Below are 12237 nucleotides of genomic sequence, written 5' to 3'. Positions count from 1 at the left end.
TGAGTGATGGACGTATCGCTGCTCATACGCCTGATCGACCAGTTCTCCGCGCCGGCGAAAACCATCGCCGGCAAGCTGAAGGCCATTGGCGACACAGCGAAAGAGATGGGCTCCGCCTTCGGCCAGTCGGTTCGCGAAGGTTTTTCTGTCGACAATGTCGAGAAGGCCAGCGCCAATGCCGAGCAGGCATTGTCGAAGGCGCGCGCGCGCCTTCTCGGCGCATTCGGCATGGCGATGACGCTCGGCGCGCCCGTGGTGCAGGCAGCGCAATTCGATCAGTCCATGCGCGGCCTGGACAAGGTGCTGGATGTCAGCGGCGAGCGCCTGGCGAACCTGCGCAAGTTCGCCCTCGACACCTCGGCCGAGGTGCCGATCGCGGCCCGCGATCTAGTCGACCTCATGTCAGAGGCGGCGCAGGGCGGCGTTCCGCAGGAAGAGCTTGAGGCTTTCTCGCTCTACGTCGCCAAGGCGGCGGTGGCCTTCGACATGGCCGGCGGCGAGATCGGTGACCGCTTCGCCAAGCTGCGCAACGTCTACAAGCTCAATCAGCAGGGCATCGAGGAGCTGGGCGACGCCACCAACCATCTGTCGAACAAGATGGCGGCGAAGGCGTCGGAGCTGACCGATTTCAGCAACCGCGCGGCGGGCGGCGCGAACATGCTCAAGCTCACGGCTGTCCAGGCGACCGCCATGGGCGCGGCCATGGTCTCGGCCGGCATCGTGCCGGAGACGGCGGCGCGCGGCTTCAATGCGCTTGCGACCAGGGTGACGGTCGGCGGCAAGAAGGCTGAAGAGGCGTTTCAGACGCTCGGCATCAACCGCAAGAAGTTCCTCAAGGAGCTGGATCAGGATGCGCCCAAGGCGCTGATGAAGCTCTTCAACGCCATGAACAAGTCGCCTGAAGGCATGGACGCCCTAGTCGATCTGGTCGGTATGGACTTCTCCGACGACTTTTCCAAGCTCGTCAACAATCCGGACCTCATCCGGCAGGCCTTTGGCTATGTCGCCGATGCGCAAGACTATGCCGGCTCGGCCACCCAGGAGGCGGCTAAGCAGGCCGAAGGCGCGGTTAAGAAGTGGGAGCTGCTGACCAATAAGCTGACCCGCCTTTCCATCGTCATCGGCGACATGCTCTTGCCGATCGCCGTCCGCGCCATGGAGGTGATGGGCGACCTGATCGACAAGGCGGTGGAATTCGCGGAAGCCAATCCCGAGCTTGCAGCGACGATCGTGCAGGTGGCGGCCGGCATGCTTGCGCTTTCGATCGCCTCGCGCCTTCTCGCCTTCGCCATCGCCGCCGTGCGCCTGCCACTGATCGGGCTGGCCTCGACCTTCCTCAAATTCGACGAAAGCGGCCGGAATATCGCCACCGGCTGGCGGATCATTGCCGGCGCTGGCAGCATGCTGGGCGGTGCCTTCGGCATCGTCCGCGCGGCGGCAGTCGGGATTGTCGGCGCGATCTCGGGTATTTCGGCACCGGTGCTTGCGGTCGGGCTGGCCTTGATGGCGGCCGGCTTCTCCGTCTGGAAATATTGGGACCGGATTTCGTCCTTCGCCTCCGGCTTCGCCAGCGCCTTTTCCGGGATCTGGGACAGCGTCAAGAGCGGCGCGGCGTCTGCAGCCGATTGGGTGGCGGACAAGCTCGCCAGCTTCCTCAATCTGCCGCCTGGGCAGGTCGAGGCCTTCAAGGCGGCGTTCAAGGCCGCATTCGACTTCTCCGGCCTGATCGACAGCGCCAAACAGATGCTGGCGGACCTGTGGGCATCGATCGGCGATTTCTTCTCGGCCGAGGAGCTGACCGACGGTGAAAAAGCCGAGATGTACAACGCCGGCCGTGCGCTCGGCGAAAGCATCATCAACGGCATCAAGGAATTCGTGGCGGAATGGATCACGCCGATCCAGGACTTGTTCAAGTTTGCGCTGGAGATCGAATGGCCGGAGCCGCCCGACTGGCTGCGCTGGCTGATGGACAAAGGCGGCTCGCTGCTCGACCAAAGCGGCGACGCCTTGAACAAAGGCGGCAATGTCGCGGCCGGCTATTGGGAAGACGCGAAGAAGTGGGCCAGCGGCATGTGGGGAGTTGACGAAACGGCAGCGGTGCCGACACCGGCCAACAACAACAGTAGCTGGTCGCTTGGCGGATATCTTTCGGACCTCATTGGTGCGGGTAAAGGTGCAGGTGACGACATCACCCAGGGCGGAATAGCCGTTCGCGAGGGTGGCCTTGCAGCAGCACGCGAAATTCAGAACGCAGCCGGTGCCATCAGCGCGGCGGCTTCCAGCCTTCGTTCGGCCGCCAGCGCCGGCGCGGGCGGTGGCGGGGTGGCACGGGCTATTGTAGGCGCACGCACCGGCGCGATGCATGGAGGGACGGACTGATGCCCTTGCTCGCTCTCGGCCCGCATGTCTTCGAAATCGCGCCTCTCAACTATCAGCAGCTTGAACGGGACACGTCGATCAAAGCCCCGGCGATTGCCCGTTTCGGCGGCCGGCCGGGCCGGCAGGTGACCGGCTACGGCGAAGACCCGATCACGATCACCGGTATTCTCTATCCGGACGAACTCGGCGGCCGGGAGGAACTGGCGGAGCTGCGCGCCACCCAGCGCGCCAAGCGGCCGGTCAGCATGGTCGGCTGGTCCGAGGACGGCACGGTCAAGGGCAAGATGCTGGGGCAGGTTCTGATCCTCTCGATCAAGACGACGGACAGCAAGATCAACTGGCAGGGTCAGGGCGGCAAGGTTTCCTACTCCATCAATCTCGTGCCCGTCTCCGATGCGGCCGGCCTGCTGGCGGGGTGGCTGTGATGGCGACGCTTCCGGCTGCCACAGTAGAGGTCAAGGTCGAGGACATGACGGTCGGCCTGCTGTGCTTCGATTATGCCTATGCGCTGCTCGGCGACCGCAAGCGCGCCGGCAAGCTGCGCGGCTATGTCGAGGCCACGATTGAGGCCAATCCGGGCATCACCCGCACCGGCCTGTTGCTGCCGCTCGGGTGCAAGGTTGCCTTGCCCGAATTCGTCATCGCCGATCAGGGACAGCAGACCGAAAGGCTTTGGGACGAATGAACCTTGAACCTTTTATTGACGTGTCGATAGGCGGGAAGCCCGTCAACTCGGCCTTCTACGAACGCCTGGTCTCGGCGACGATCCACGACGCACCCGGCCAGGAGGCCGACAATATCGACCTGAAGTTCGATGATGAAGCCAATGCCGTGGCGTTGCCGACCACAGGCGCGGTCATCACCGTGCGCTTCGGTTTCCGCGACGGCGATCAGACGACATCGGAAAAGATGGGTGTCTTTACGGTCGAAAAGACCGGCATCGAGGGCGGCGACGGCGGCGAATTCGTCAGTGTCTCCGGCCGCGCCGCCGATATGCGAAGCGACCTGAAGGAACCGCTCAGCGAGCACTTCGACGATGCCAGCCTCGGCGACGTCGTCAAGGAGCTGGCCGGCCGTCACAAGCTCGGCGCAAAGGTCTCGGCCGAACTGGAGTCCATCAAGCTCCCCTACCTCAGCCGGACGAACCAGAGCGCCATGGACTTCCTGACGCGTCTGGCCGACCGATACGGCGCTCTGTTCTCGATCAAGGATCAGAAGTTCCTTTTCCTGACACCCGGCTCCTTCGCGCCGCTGACCATTTCCAAGTTCGAATGTGAGAGCTGGAATTTCGACATCGAGCCGCGGCCGTTTTTCGGCACCACGGAAGCCGGCTGGTTCGACCGCACGACCGGCAAGACCGTCATCGAGAGCTATTCGACTGCCCTCAAAGGCCCTTCAAAGCGGGTTCGAACCGTCTATTCGAGCGAAGCCGAGGCGAAGGCGGCGGCGCGGGCCGAAGGCGACCGCCAGGCGCGCGGCACCGGCTCCGGCTCGATCACCCTGGCCGGCCGTCCCTCGATTATGGCCGACCGCCCGATCAACACCGTGGACTTCCGCCCGGAGGCGAACGGCCTCTGGCGCTGCGCCGGTGTCGATCACAAATTCGATGGCACCTACATGACGTCGGTGTCGCTCGAAGCCCCTGAAAGCGGAAAGGAGTGATGCCATGTCCGATGGTGAGAGTGTCGAAAACATTGCGGCCGCCGAGCTGCGGCAATTCATTGAGCGCATCGAGCGCCTGGAAGAGGAAGTGTCCGCCCGCAAAGATGATGTTGCGGATACGTATAGCGAGGCGAAGGGTCGCGGCTACGACGTCAAGGCCATCCGCACCATCATCCGGCTGCGAAAGAAAGACGCCAATGAGCGGATGGAGGAGGATAGCATTTTGCAGTCCTATATGGCCGCGCTGGGCATGGAATAGGCCATCGTCCTCAATCTTTGGGTGGCAGATCACTGAAGCCAGTTTTGCTAACTTTGCTGCTTGTCGCGAGGTAAGCGCTGCCTTGGCAGACCGGCAAAGAGCAATCCAGCAATGGATGGTATTCAAGCTGCTCGACTTTAATTGTCAGCTCGCGCCCGGCGCGCTTGGGAGGGCAGAAATTGCAAAATTTTACGACCATGCCAGGAAACGCTCTACTGGTTTTCCCGCCTGGTTTCAGTGCATTCATCCCTCGGGCGCAATCCCAAAGGAAGTGTGCTCTGTCGAGAACAGCGTGAAGCGCACCTATCGGATCATGCTTGGAATGATCCTTCAGGTCTTCAAGATCGGACGGCACCAGAATGCTGTTGAGTTTTGCAGGCCCGAGCTTCATCCGTTGAGGCATGAGTTCAGACAAGCGCGCGGCAGCGGCCTGCTCAAATTGGCCCAGCTCGCGGTTGGCTTGGTCGATATACGGGAAGAAAACGTCTGCGGAGGGAGGTTCGATATACATGCTTGCTACCCGAGCTAATTCCTTGTCCGGGTGGCTGGGGCGCATGAACGCCCTCAACGACGGGACTGAGTTTGGCCACAAAGCCCGCCTGACGTAGTGAATGCACAACCGTCACACCCGTACCCTGCAGGGCGGGACTACCTGTGACTGAGTCGTGAGCTTTTTGAAATGCAGAATATCCGTTGTGGCTCTTGCGCCGCTCTCTTGTTTCGGGCGGCGCAGGGCGCCATAGCCAACACCATTGAAATCAAGTGCCGCCGATGCGGCACCTTTAATTCCCTGAGGCCTATCGAGCCCCACTCCGATCGCCAGGAGCGACCATCAAGGAGTAAAATGTGTGGCTCTACATCCCACGAAATCTGATCCCTTCACCGGGATCGCCCTCTGCGCCGGCGTCGGTGGCCTCGAACTCGGCCTGCATATCGCCGAGCCCGGATACCGAACTGTTTGTTACGTCGAGCGGGAAGCCTTCGTTGCGTCCACTATCGTGGCTCGGATGGAGGACGCGGCCCTGGATGAAGCGCCTATCTGGGACGACGTTACCACCTTCGACGGCCGCCCTTGGCGTTGCAAGGTTCATATCCTCACTGGCGGATATCCGTGCCAGCCGTTTTCCTACGCCGGCAAGCGCCTCGGGGAAAACGATCCCCGGCACCTCTGGCCCCATATCAGAAGGATCATTGCCGAGCTGGATCCCGAATGGTGCTTCTTCGAAAACGTCGAGGGGCACTTGTCCCTGGGAGCCGACACTGTCTTCCGAGACCTTCGCGGCTTGGGCTTTACGGTCAAAGCGGGCCTGTTCAGCGCGGCAGAGATCGGCGCATCCCACCAGCGCCGGCGGCTCTTCATTGTGGCCCACGCCGACAAAGTCCCTCTACTGCACGAGGATCGAACTGGAGCTGGTGAACGACTGCTTCAGGATGAGGGACGATGCGGCAGCGGCGGGATCGCAGTTCGGGATCGGCAAGGCGGCCAGAGTGTGGACGCATATCTGGCTGCTGATGAAAGCCTGCGGGGCGACACCGACGAAGCCTTTCAGCTTCCCGTCTTCCCGCCCGCTCCATCTGAGTTTGAACGCTGGGCACCGATCCTTGCCCGGCGACCTGATCTTCAACCCGAACTTTTCGGATTGGGTGATGGGTTGGCCGATCGGATGGACCGATCCGATGCAGCCGGTAACGGAGTGGTCAGCTTGGCTGCGGCGTATGCGTGGCGAACTCTCAAGGCTGCTTTCAGGGAGCCTTGAAGACCCTTTAGAAGGGCAATGAGGAAAAATAAAAGGCGGGGAACAACCCCGCCGACTCATTTTGACAGCTCTCTGGAATTCCACAAATTCCGGATCATGGTGTCAAAATTCCGAAATTTCGCGTCACGCTACATTGGGCGTGGAAGACTTGAGCGACTCTTTCAACATCGAACTCGAAGACATAGAGTTCGATGACAACGAGGAGTTCAAGCGGTTGTTTCGAGAAGCCGTCGATACGGTCAACCAAATTGAGTTCGAACAGGGCGAACGCGACCCGGATGGGTTATCAATGCGCGGCGACATCACGTTCCCACCTGCAGGCTAACTAGCCACAGAAATCCACTGTCCAACCGCCTTGTAAGCGGTTGGACTATATGGAATTTGGTGGGCCCGGAGGGACTCGAACCCCCAACCAAGCGGTTATGAGCCGCCGGCTCTAACCATTGAGCTACAGGCCCGGCCGGAGGTTCCGGCGGTGGCGGGGCAATGGTATCCCGGCGCGGGTTTCGCTCTAGCGCAAATCCTGCACATTCTCAAGTGATTGCCGCAATAGCTTCACAATCGCAGGACAAGAAATGTTTCTGGTCTTTCACGCAATAGGAGAACGTATGCGCCTGATCCGAAAAGCCGACATGGCGGCAGCCTGCATCAGCCTTGCAATTCTGGCCGTGGCGGGTGCGCCAGCGATGGCCCAGAGTGCCGAGCGGAGGGAAGCCCGCATCACCGTCTCCGGCGAGGGCAATGCCGCCGTCAAGCCCGACATGGCGGTGATCACGCTCAGCGTCATGCGTCAGGCGGAAACGGCGCGCCAGGCGCTCGACGACAACAACAAGGCTATGGCCGCCGTTCTCGACGCCATGAAGAAGGAAGGCATCGCCGAGCGCGACCTGCAGACCTCCGGCTTCAGCATTTCGCCGCAATACGTCTATCCGAACAACAACGAGACGCCGCAGGCGCCGAAGATCGTCGCCTACCAGGCGACCAATACGCTGAGCGTGCGTCTGCGCGATCTCGACAAGCTCGGTGCGTTGCTCGACCAGTCGGTCACCCTCGGCGTCAACCAGGGCGGCGACATCAATTTCACCAACGACAAGCCCGACGCCGTGCTCAACGACGCCCGCAAGGCTGCCGTCGCCGATGCCGTCTCCAAGGCGAAGCTGCTGACCGAAGCCGCCGGCGTCAAGCTCGGACGCATCATCGAGATCTCCGAAAGCGGCGGCCGCCCGATTCCCCAGCCGATGTACCGCATGGCCATGGCCAAGGAAGCGGCCGATGCGCCGGTGCCGATCGCGCAAGGGGAGACCAATTACACCGCCAATGTCAGTATCGTCTTCGCCATCGACCAGTAAGGCGCAGACGATTCGAAACGGGAGTCCCGCAAGCGATTGCGGGACTTTCTGCTGTCCGGGCAGGGCGGAAAATGAAAACCCCTCGCAGCCGGGGCCGCGAGGGGTTCGTTCAAACGAGCCGCATGAAAATTTTAGCGTCGGATCAGCGGGCAGCCGCGAACATTGGCGAAGACCATGCGGTCCCAGCCGCCACGGCTGCGGCCTTCGACGATCACGCGGCGCGGGGTAACGTCGGTGACGCGGGCGCGGCGCATGCCGTAGTCGCGGGCGATGTCTTCGGCCATGCGCGGATGGCAGCCACGGCGCGAACCGCCCCAGCCATCCTGGACATGCTCGACGCGCGGGCCATCGTAATAGCCGAAATCGCCGGCGGCGGCGAAGCCGGCCGTGGCCGGCAGCGCGGTAACGGCGAGAAGTGCGGCGATGGCGGCGTTCTTGGCAAAGTGGATCATCAAGGTTCTCCTTCAAAGGGAATCGCGCGATAGCGAGTCCGGCCTTAGCTAGGGTTCATGGCAAAAAATGGCACAGTGTGCCGGTATGGCTAACGAAGAACTAACGGGCAGCCCGGCATGTTGGCGAAGACCATCCGTCCCCAGCCGAAGCGGCCATGGCCCTCTACGACGACGCTGCGCTGGTTGAAATCGGCGACCGTCGGGCGGCGAATGCCTTCCTGTTCCGCCTGGCCCATGGCATTGAGGGGTGCGCAGCCGCGCGTTCCACGCCAGCCGCGATGGCGATCGTTGCGCGGCGCATCGGGATAGACCACTGCGACATCGCGGTCGCGGCCCAGCATCGCTTCGCCAGCGGCGACCGGCGCCGTCATGGCGGCCAATCCCAGCATCAGGAAAAGCGAGCCCGCAATCCGCTGTCGTGTCGTCATCGTCGTCACCTTGTTCCGGCAACCGACCCATTCCGGTTTGCCGATGATGCGACATTATCCGCACGAAACTGAATGCGGCCGGAACCGGCCATTCATCCGGCGTTTATGTTCACGCCGAGAGATGCAGCACGACGCTGCGCCGGTGCGGGCGGTCGCGATGCTCGAACAGGTAGAGGCCTTGCCAGGTGCCGAGCGCCAGCCGTCCGGCGATAACCGGAATACCGATCGAGACCTGTGTCAGCGCCGCCTTGATATGCGCCGGCATGTCGTCCGGTCCCTCGTCGGTATGGCGCACCCAGCGCATCGCCGGATCGGAGGAAGGCGGAACGACGCGCGCAAAAAATTCCTCGAGGTCGCGGCGAACGTCCGGATCGGCATTTTCCTGAATAAGAAGCGAACAGGAGGTGTGGCGCACGAAAACGGTGAGCAAACCATCTTCGTTGCCATCGGCCTGAACGAATTCTTCTGCCGTGCGGGTGAATTCGTAGAGCCCTTGGCCCTTCGTATCGATGGTGATGGTCTTGGATGGCATGGCGCGCTCCGGTTTCGATGGCAACGCAGATGCGCCATGCCGGCGTACCGGTCAATGGTGCAGCGTCTGGATGTGCTCGCCGCCGAGCGCATCCAGGAAGGCGCGTCTCGCCTCTTCGGCATCGCGTGTGTGGCGCAAGGCTTCGATACAGGCATTCTTCGCCGCTTCATAGGTCAGCCCGCTGGCGCTGTGGCATTCATGGATGAGGTAGCACAGCGCTTCGCTGGGGCCATGGAAAACGCGATGTCCGCATTCGGGCACGGTCACGTCGACGGGCACGAGCCATCGTATGCCGGTGGTTTCCGGCGTGAAATGGGGTTGCATGGGTTCCTCCTCGTTGATTCTTGTCGAACGTTCTGGGCGGCCTTATGTTCCGCGAACTGCCTCGTCCGCATGCGGAATGGGAACCATTTTTGCTTTGACTCGTTCTTCCGCGGATGTGTGCAGGTTTTCGCCGGCCCGGTCGGCCGGCTTTTTCGGAGAAGTGAAATGTTGAGACTTGTCTCCTCGTGCTGCCTGGCTGCTCTCGTGACGGCGGGAACCTTCGTGCCTTTCGTCACGCCGACGCATGCGCAGGATATGGAATTGCAAATCGGCCCGGATGGCGTGCGCCCGGTCATTCGCGACCGCCGTGAAGAGGAGCGCCGCCGGCGGCTGCGCGAACAGGAACGCGAGGACTTCCGTGCCGGCTGCGATCCGGACCAGGCGGTCGAGGAAGCCCGCGATGCCGGTCTGCGCCGTGCGCGCGTGGTGCGCATGAACGAGCGCCGCATCGTGGTCGAGGGCCGCACCGATGACGGTATCGAGCGCATGACCTTCGCCAACCGGCCCGGCTGCCCGGAATTGTGATCGATCGCAGCCATTCCCGATGAATTTCGGCCCGGATCGATCGTTCGATTCGGGCCGATTTCGTTTGCGGGATTTTAGGCATGAGAAAAACCCGCCGGGGAAACGGCGGGTTTTTCAGCGTGGATTTATGCGTTTTTAGTTCATGCGGCCGTTTTCTTCCTGGGCCATGTCGATGGCGTCCTTGCCATTCTTAGAAAGCCGGACGCGACCGCTGTCGACATCCGAAACCATGTCCAGAGGAATGAAGTGATGGTGACCCTGATGCCCGGCCTTGCCGTTATCGGCTTTCGTCAGCTTGATGCGGCCGCCTTCGACGCGGTCGACGGTACCGACATGCACGCCATCGGCGCCGACGACTTCGGCATGTTCCTTGATCTCGGAAGCGTTGATCATGTCTAATCCTCCTTTGATTTGACACAGAAGGAACGCCGCGCCGCTGAAATCGATCCATGGAAATCGAAATTTCCGGCAGGCCCTTTGCAAGACGCGCCGCACTTCCCATCTCGATTGACGTCAGTTCCTTTTGAAAAGCCCATGTCCTCCGATCCCAAGCGCCGTTTCCGCGATTTTCCGATCACTCCGCAGGCCGTCTTCATCTGGCTTGCCATTCTCGGCTCCGTTGCCGGTTACCAGTTGCTGTGGTCGTCGCATCCACAGCCGCTGACGATCACCATCGACATTCCCGATGACGCGTCGCCGGCAAGCTGAGCCGCTTTACTTCCGCCGCGCCTTCGGGAATGAATGCCGCGTGATACGGAGGACGAGATGACCATCGAACAGGATCTCAACGACATCGAAACCCAAGAGGCGGCGCTGCGCTTCGACGCATTCGACCTGAAGGCGGCGTTTTCGCTCGGCAAGCGGCTAGTGAAGATGGCGACGGAGCGCGATCTCGGCGTCGCCATCGACGTGACGCTGCATTCCATGCCGGCCTTCTATGCCGCTCTTGCCGGCTCGACCCCCGACAATGCCAATTGGGTTCGCCGAAAGCGCAACATGACGCTGCGCTATTTCCGCAGTTCCTATGCCTGCGGGCTGATGCTGAAGAAGGCCGGCAAGACGGTGGCCGACAACGGCCTGTCGGAGGTGGATTTCGCGCCACATGGCGGCTCCTATCCGATCTTCGTCAAGGATACCGGCTGCATTGGCGCCGTCACCGTTTCCGGCTTGCCGCAGCGTGAGGATCACAACCTGGTGGTCGAGGCGCTCTGCGCCATGCTGGGTGCTGACCACGACGCGCTGAAGCTCGGCGCGGAATAATAGGGGTGCCGGACAGAGATCCGGCACCATTTTCGTTAAACCTTGCCGCCGCTTTCGGCGATCATCTTCGTCAGGCTGCCTTCTGCCGGATAGAGCGGGATGAGGCAGGCCTGCAGCGCGTGATAGATGTCGCCCTTGCCGGGGAACAGCGTGTTGGCGGGCCGCAGGTCTTCCGTCAATTCCTCATGCCAGCCGCCATGGTCGTGATCGAGGAAGGCATTGGCGACGATGTTCCAGATCTTTCGGTAGCTGCCCTCGTGGAAATCGCTCGGGCGATGCTGGTTGAGAAAATGCGCTGCACCCGCGCCCTCGCTGACCGGCCACCACAATTTGCTGCGCTTGGCGGGCGCATCGTCCCAGTCGAGCGTGTAGAAGAAGCCGCCTTTGGTCTCGTCCCAGCCGAGCGCCATGGATTGGGAGAACAGGCCTTCGGCGGCCTGCGGCATCCAGTCGTGGCGCTTGCCGCCCAGCGACCAAAGCTGCAGGATCAGCCGCGCCCATTCCAGCCAATGGCCGGGCGTCGTGCCCGAAGGGCGGAACATTTCGTTGCCGCGATAGTCCTTGTCGAGCGCCCAGTCGCGCGAAAAATGCTCGGCGACGCGCCAGCCGACCGAGCCGGCCGAACGGCGGATGACGAGGTCGGCGATGCTTTCGGCCTTGTCGAGATAGGCGCGCTCGCCGGTCGCCTCGTAAGCGGCCATCAACGCTTCGGTGAGGTGCATGTTGGAATTCTGGCCGCGATAGGCGCCGCTTTCGATCTCGCTCCAGTCGGCATTGAATTCCTCGGCGATGGCGCCGTGCCGCGCTTCCCAGAATTTCGTTTCGAGGATGTCTGTCACATCTGCCAGCATCCGCTCGGCCAGCGGATGGCCAGCGACTTTGGCGGAGGAGGCGGCAAGCAGCACGAAGGCATGGCCGTATCCCTGCTTGGAGCTATCGACCGGGCCGTCGTCGTTCAGTGACCAGACATAGCCGCCATGGGTCGTGTCGCGATGGCGGTTCCAGAGATAGGTCATGCCGTGATCGACAATGTCGTCGGCGCCAGGGCGGCCGAGCAGGCTGGCGATTGCGAAGCAATGCACCATGCGGGCGGTGGAATGGATGGCGCGCACCTGTCCCGCCGCATCCAGCGGCCTGCCGGCGCGGTCGAGATCGTTGAAGCCGCCGCGCGGATTGACGGCGCGATGCTGGAAGAAATCGTAGAGACCGTCCGCCTGCTGCCACAGCCAGCGGCGGTGATAGGGGCGGTCGCTCCAGCGGCCGGGCAGGCCCGTGGCTTGGTTTTCTCCGGTCATCGATGCTTGTCCTCC

18 protein-coding genes and 1 tRNA gene are annotated in these 12237 nt (G+C 62.1%); 11 read left to right on the top strand and 8 right to left on the bottom strand.

The annotated features are described in order from the left end of the window. Positions 1 to 6 precede the first annotated feature (6 nt). Genes P7F60_RS06180 through P7F60_RS06160 form a run of 5 tightly spaced genes read left to right on the top strand, consistent with a single transcriptional unit; the run spans position 7 to position 4300 of the window. Positions 7 to 2379, top strand: coding sequence for a phage tail tape measure protein (locus tag P7F60_RS06180; protein WP_277916838.1), 2373 nt, complete (start codon positions 7 to 9; stop codon positions 2377 to 2379). After that, on the top strand, positions 2379 to 2804 hold the full coding sequence (locus P7F60_RS06175) for a phage tail protein (protein WP_277916837.1): 426 nt from the start codon (positions 2379 to 2381) through the stop codon (positions 2802 to 2804). Before P7F60_RS06180 ends, P7F60_RS06175 begins: the two co-directional genes overlap by 1 nt. Next, complete coding sequence (locus tag P7F60_RS06170; RefSeq protein ID WP_277916836.1) at positions 2804 to 3064, top strand: tail protein X; 261 nt, start codon at positions 2804 to 2806, stop codon at positions 3062 to 3064. The genes P7F60_RS06175 and P7F60_RS06170 overlap by 1 nt, the downstream gene beginning before the upstream one ends. Further along, positions 3061 to 4041, top strand: coding sequence for a contractile injection system protein, VgrG/Pvc8 family (locus P7F60_RS06165; protein WP_277916835.1), 981 nt, complete (start codon positions 3061 to 3063; stop codon positions 4039 to 4041). The genes P7F60_RS06170 and P7F60_RS06165 overlap by 4 nt, the downstream gene beginning before the upstream one ends. Before the next feature lie 4 nt (positions 4042 to 4045). Further along, on the top strand, positions 4046 to 4300 hold the full coding sequence (locus P7F60_RS06160; protein WP_277916834.1) for a DUF2312 domain-containing protein: 255 nt from the start codon (positions 4046 to 4048) through the stop codon (positions 4298 to 4300). Between the two features lie 10 nt (positions 4301 to 4310). Here P7F60_RS06160 and P7F60_RS06155 read toward each other — a convergent pair whose 3' ends face one another. Continuing rightward, a complete protein-coding gene (locus P7F60_RS06155) occupies positions 4311 to 4811 on the bottom strand; it encodes a hypothetical protein (protein WP_277916833.1) in 501 nt (166 codons plus the stop codon). Between the two features lie 337 nt (positions 4812 to 5148). Here P7F60_RS06155 and P7F60_RS06150 point away from each other — a divergent pair, with 337 nt between their 5' ends. Both P7F60_RS06150 and P7F60_RS06145 read left to right on the top strand, forming a co-directional pair. After that, positions 5149 to 6057: a DNA cytosine methyltransferase gene (locus P7F60_RS06150; protein ID WP_277916832.1), complete on the top strand. Its 909-nt coding sequence runs from the start codon at positions 5149 to 5151 to the stop codon at positions 6055 to 6057. A gap of 148 nt (positions 6058 to 6205) precedes the next feature. Beyond that, the gene (locus P7F60_RS06145) at positions 6206 to 6382 is read left to right on the top strand and encodes a hypothetical protein (protein WP_277916831.1); all 177 of its coding nucleotides are present in this window, start codon (positions 6206 to 6208) and stop codon (positions 6380 to 6382) included. 57 nt (positions 6383 to 6439) lie between these two features. Here the strand turns inward: P7F60_RS06145 and P7F60_RS06140 are convergent. Beyond that, positions 6440 to 6515, bottom strand: a tRNA-Ile gene (locus tag P7F60_RS06140). A 174-nt stretch (positions 6516 to 6689) separates the two neighbouring features. On the opposite strand from P7F60_RS06140, the gene P7F60_RS06135 reads away from it, so the two are divergent. Further along, the gene (locus tag P7F60_RS06135) at positions 6690 to 7406 is read left to right on the top strand and encodes an SIMPL domain-containing protein (protein ID WP_277917189.1); all 717 of its coding nucleotides are present in this window, start codon (positions 6690 to 6692) and stop codon (positions 7404 to 7406) included. A 131-nt stretch (positions 7407 to 7537) separates the two neighbouring features. Here the strand turns inward: P7F60_RS06135 and P7F60_RS06130 are convergent, their stop codons facing one another. From P7F60_RS06130 to P7F60_RS06115, 4 genes are all read right to left on the bottom strand, one after another. After that, positions 7538 to 7858, bottom strand: a complete 321-nt coding sequence (locus P7F60_RS06130; protein WP_277916830.1) for a hypothetical protein — start codon at positions 7856 to 7858, stop codon at positions 7538 to 7540. An 89-nt stretch (positions 7859 to 7947) separates the two neighbouring features. Beyond that, positions 7948 to 8286, bottom strand: a complete 339-nt coding sequence (locus P7F60_RS06125) for a hypothetical protein (RefSeq protein WP_277916829.1) — start codon at positions 8284 to 8286, stop codon at positions 7948 to 7950. A 109-nt stretch (positions 8287 to 8395) separates the two neighbouring features. Further along, positions 8396 to 8818, bottom strand: a complete 423-nt coding sequence (locus tag P7F60_RS06120) for a secondary thiamine-phosphate synthase enzyme YjbQ (RefSeq protein WP_277916828.1) — start codon at positions 8816 to 8818, stop codon at positions 8396 to 8398. Positions 8819 to 8869: 51 nt separating this feature from the next. After that, positions 8870 to 9142: a DUF982 domain-containing protein gene (locus P7F60_RS06115; protein ID WP_277916827.1), complete on the bottom strand. Its 273-nt coding sequence runs from the start codon at positions 9140 to 9142 to the stop codon at positions 8870 to 8872. Between the two features lie 165 nt (positions 9143 to 9307). Here P7F60_RS06115 and P7F60_RS06110 point away from each other — a divergent pair, with 165 nt between their 5' ends. Then, positions 9308 to 9667 (top strand): hypothetical protein, encoded by a 360-nt coding sequence (locus P7F60_RS06110; protein WP_277916826.1) that lies wholly within the window; start codon positions 9308 to 9310, stop codon positions 9665 to 9667. 135 nt (positions 9668 to 9802) lie between these two features. Here the strand turns inward: P7F60_RS06110 and P7F60_RS06105 are convergent, their stop codons facing one another. Next, positions 9803 to 10060, bottom strand: coding sequence for a DUF2171 domain-containing protein (locus P7F60_RS06105; protein WP_277916825.1), 258 nt, complete (start codon positions 10058 to 10060; stop codon positions 9803 to 9805). 141 nt (positions 10061 to 10201) lie between these two features. Between P7F60_RS06105 and P7F60_RS06100 the strand changes: the two genes are divergently transcribed. Both P7F60_RS06100 and P7F60_RS06095 read left to right on the top strand, forming a co-directional pair. Next, positions 10202 to 10375, top strand: coding sequence for a hypothetical protein (locus tag P7F60_RS06100; protein WP_277916824.1), 174 nt, complete (start codon positions 10202 to 10204; stop codon positions 10373 to 10375). A 57-nt stretch (positions 10376 to 10432) separates the two neighbouring features. After that, on the top strand, positions 10433 to 10927 hold the full coding sequence (locus P7F60_RS06095) for a heme-degrading domain-containing protein (RefSeq protein WP_277916823.1): 495 nt from the start codon (positions 10433 to 10435) through the stop codon (positions 10925 to 10927). Positions 10928 to 10962: 35 nt separating this feature from the next. Here P7F60_RS06095 and P7F60_RS06090 read toward each other — a convergent pair whose 3' ends face one another. After that, a complete protein-coding gene (locus tag P7F60_RS06090; protein ID WP_277916822.1) occupies positions 10963 to 12222 on the bottom strand; it encodes an AGE family epimerase/isomerase in 1260 nt (419 codons plus the stop codon). Positions 12223 to 12237 lie beyond the last annotated feature (15 nt).

It is taken from the genome of Rhizobium sp. YJ-22, from assembly GCF_029601685.1.
Taxonomy (GTDB): domain Bacteria; phylum Pseudomonadota; class Alphaproteobacteria; order Rhizobiales; family Rhizobiaceae; genus Metarhizobium.
The sequence above is the reverse complement of the archived record's forward strand: the minus strand, read 5'-3'. Positions and strand labels throughout refer to the sequence as shown.

Coding starts and splice junctions, on each gene's coding strand:
- P7F60_RS06095 (WP_277916823.1), top strand. CDS start 10,433: ATGACCATCGAACAGGATCTCAACGACATCGAAACCCAAGAGGCGGCG.
- P7F60_RS06175 (WP_277916837.1), top strand. CDS start 2,379: ATGCCCTTGCTCGCTCTCGGCCCGCATGTCTTCGAAATCGCGCCTCTC.
- P7F60_RS06090 (WP_277916822.1), bottom strand. CDS start 12,222: ATGACCGGAGAAAACCAAGCCACGGGCCTGCCCGGCCGCTGGAGCGAC.
- P7F60_RS06155 (WP_277916833.1), bottom strand. CDS start 4,811: ATGTATATCGAACCTCCCTCCGCAGACGTTTTCTTCCCGTATATCGAC.
- P7F60_RS06105 (WP_277916825.1), bottom strand. CDS start 10,060: ATGATCAACGCTTCCGAGATCAAGGAACATGCCGAAGTCGTCGGCGCC.
- P7F60_RS06165 (WP_277916835.1), top strand. CDS start 3,061: ATGAACCTTGAACCTTTTATTGACGTGTCGATAGGCGGGAAGCCCGTC.
- P7F60_RS06125 (WP_277916829.1), bottom strand. CDS start 8,286: ATGACGACACGACAGCGGATTGCGGGCTCGCTTTTCCTGATGCTGGGA.
- P7F60_RS06110 (WP_277916826.1), top strand. CDS start 9,308: ATGTTGAGACTTGTCTCCTCGTGCTGCCTGGCTGCTCTCGTGACGGCG.
- P7F60_RS06135 (WP_277917189.1), top strand. CDS start 6,690: ATGGCGGCAGCCTGCATCAGCCTTGCAATTCTGGCCGTGGCGGGTGCG.
- P7F60_RS06115 (WP_277916827.1), bottom strand. CDS start 9,142: ATGCAACCCCATTTCACGCCGGAAACCACCGGCATACGATGGCTCGTG.
- P7F60_RS06180 (WP_277916838.1), top strand. CDS start 7: ATGGACGTATCGCTGCTCATACGCCTGATCGACCAGTTCTCCGCGCCG.
- P7F60_RS06170 (WP_277916836.1), top strand. CDS start 2,804: ATGGCGACGCTTCCGGCTGCCACAGTAGAGGTCAAGGTCGAGGACATG.
- P7F60_RS06120 (WP_277916828.1), bottom strand. CDS start 8,818: ATGCCATCCAAGACCATCACCATCGATACGAAGGGCCAAGGGCTCTAC.
- P7F60_RS06130 (WP_277916830.1), bottom strand. CDS start 7,858: ATGATCCACTTTGCCAAGAACGCCGCCATCGCCGCACTTCTCGCCGTT.
- P7F60_RS06100 (WP_277916824.1), top strand. CDS start 10,202: ATGTCCTCCGATCCCAAGCGCCGTTTCCGCGATTTTCCGATCACTCCG.
- P7F60_RS06160 (WP_277916834.1), top strand. CDS start 4,046: ATGTCCGATGGTGAGAGTGTCGAAAACATTGCGGCCGCCGAGCTGCGG.